The sequence below is a fragment of the Neolewinella aurantiaca genome (assembly GCF_008014675.1).
Classification (GTDB): domain Bacteria; phylum Bacteroidota; class Bacteroidia; order Chitinophagales; family Saprospiraceae; genus Neolewinella; species Neolewinella aurantiaca.
This window is the reverse complement of the sequence record NZ_VOXD01000097.1, coordinates 1-1,310: the sequence shown is the minus strand read 5'-3', so window position 1 is coordinate 1,310 and position 1,310 is coordinate 1. Positions and strand designations below refer to the sequence as shown.

Annotated in this window: 1 protein-coding gene; it reads right to left on the bottom strand. The window is 38.9% G+C overall.

Translation table 11 applies throughout. From position 1 onward, the window contains the following. Positions 1-573: 573 nt before the first annotated feature. Positions 574-1,170, bottom strand: coding sequence for a hypothetical protein (locus FUA23_RS22170; protein WP_147932960.1), 597 nt, complete (start codon positions 1,168-1,170; stop codon positions 574-576). Between the last annotated feature and the right edge of the window lie 140 nt (positions 1,171-1,310).

The window sequence follows — 1,310 nt, the reverse complement described above, 5'->3', positions numbered from 1 at the left end:
GAGCTTGCGAACGATGCGATATTCGGTCCTCCAGGCCACCAGCCCTTTGTAGTGATCCTTTGATCAAACATTCGGACAGGGCGATAGCCCCACAAATATTTGTTGCGCATATGTTGCGGAACGTTTGCAGGTGCGCAGGCCGCTTCTTCAATAGACACTAAGATCGTTAAACTTATGGAGAAGGCCGTGCTTCCAGCGAAAGAGCGCTTCTTTTCTGCGCTTTTTCGCTGGAAGCACGGCCGGACATCACATAGAAATGAGCAACTTTAAATCGCCGAAGCGGCTTGGCGAACCTGCGGTGTTATGTGCTTTTTTTGACACTGTTCAAAGGATCAATACTCCTACAGAGAATAAACGTCAGTATTATCGCCCCTCATTAAGAATTCATGAGAAAGCAGTCATTATAGATATAGGGATTGGGTATAAATGGGTCAATATAACCGTAATTATCAATAAGCATCATCTAAAAAGAAGATGCAAAAAGTGATTTGTAGGCTCAAGGAATACCTCCAGCCTACAAATCAATTATCAGACGTAATATTCAGATAAAATATTTATATCCTTCTAACATTTCTAGGATGACATAATGGCATCAATCTCAGCAATAGTTTTCCCTTTCAGAAGAATTACATCAGATTTCACATTGAGTAGAATATTTCTTGATTCTGAATTCAGAGGTAAATCATTAATTAATTGATCTAGAGCCAAAACAACATCATCTCTAAATTGAGCATCATAAAGAATTTCCGCCCCTATTGAAGGGTCAACCTCTTTAAATTCAACAAGCTTATCAAATTTTGACAATAAACTTGGAGATAGAACAGAGATAGCATATAAGGAGGAAAAAGAAAACGAATACACAGACTCTTTACTTAGCTTATAATAATCGTCTATATACCCTAAACCTTTAGAGCTACTAGTCAAGTACGAATCTCTGAATTTATAGAGTTTTTTAAATAAAATAGTCCCCCTCTCAGATTCCGTATAAAATTTCACCGTATCTTCAGAACTCGTAACCAAACATGAGCCCATTAGACATACATAATACGGCTGATCAGTATCAAAATCGTAGTCAGTAACACAATCTACTCCTTCTTCATCTTTACATGGATTATTACAATTCTTATTAGGTCCTCCTAGAGGAACTTTCTCACCACTAGTAAAGTTCAAATAGGTAGGTATAGTAGTAGGGTGTTCCGTCTGTTAGCTCCTGCCCACGCCTGATTCTGTCCTTTGTAAAAGTGTGCTCGCAATCCAGTAGCTTTGAGTTGCGAGACAAAAAACACGGATGCGAGCACGACTCAAAGCTA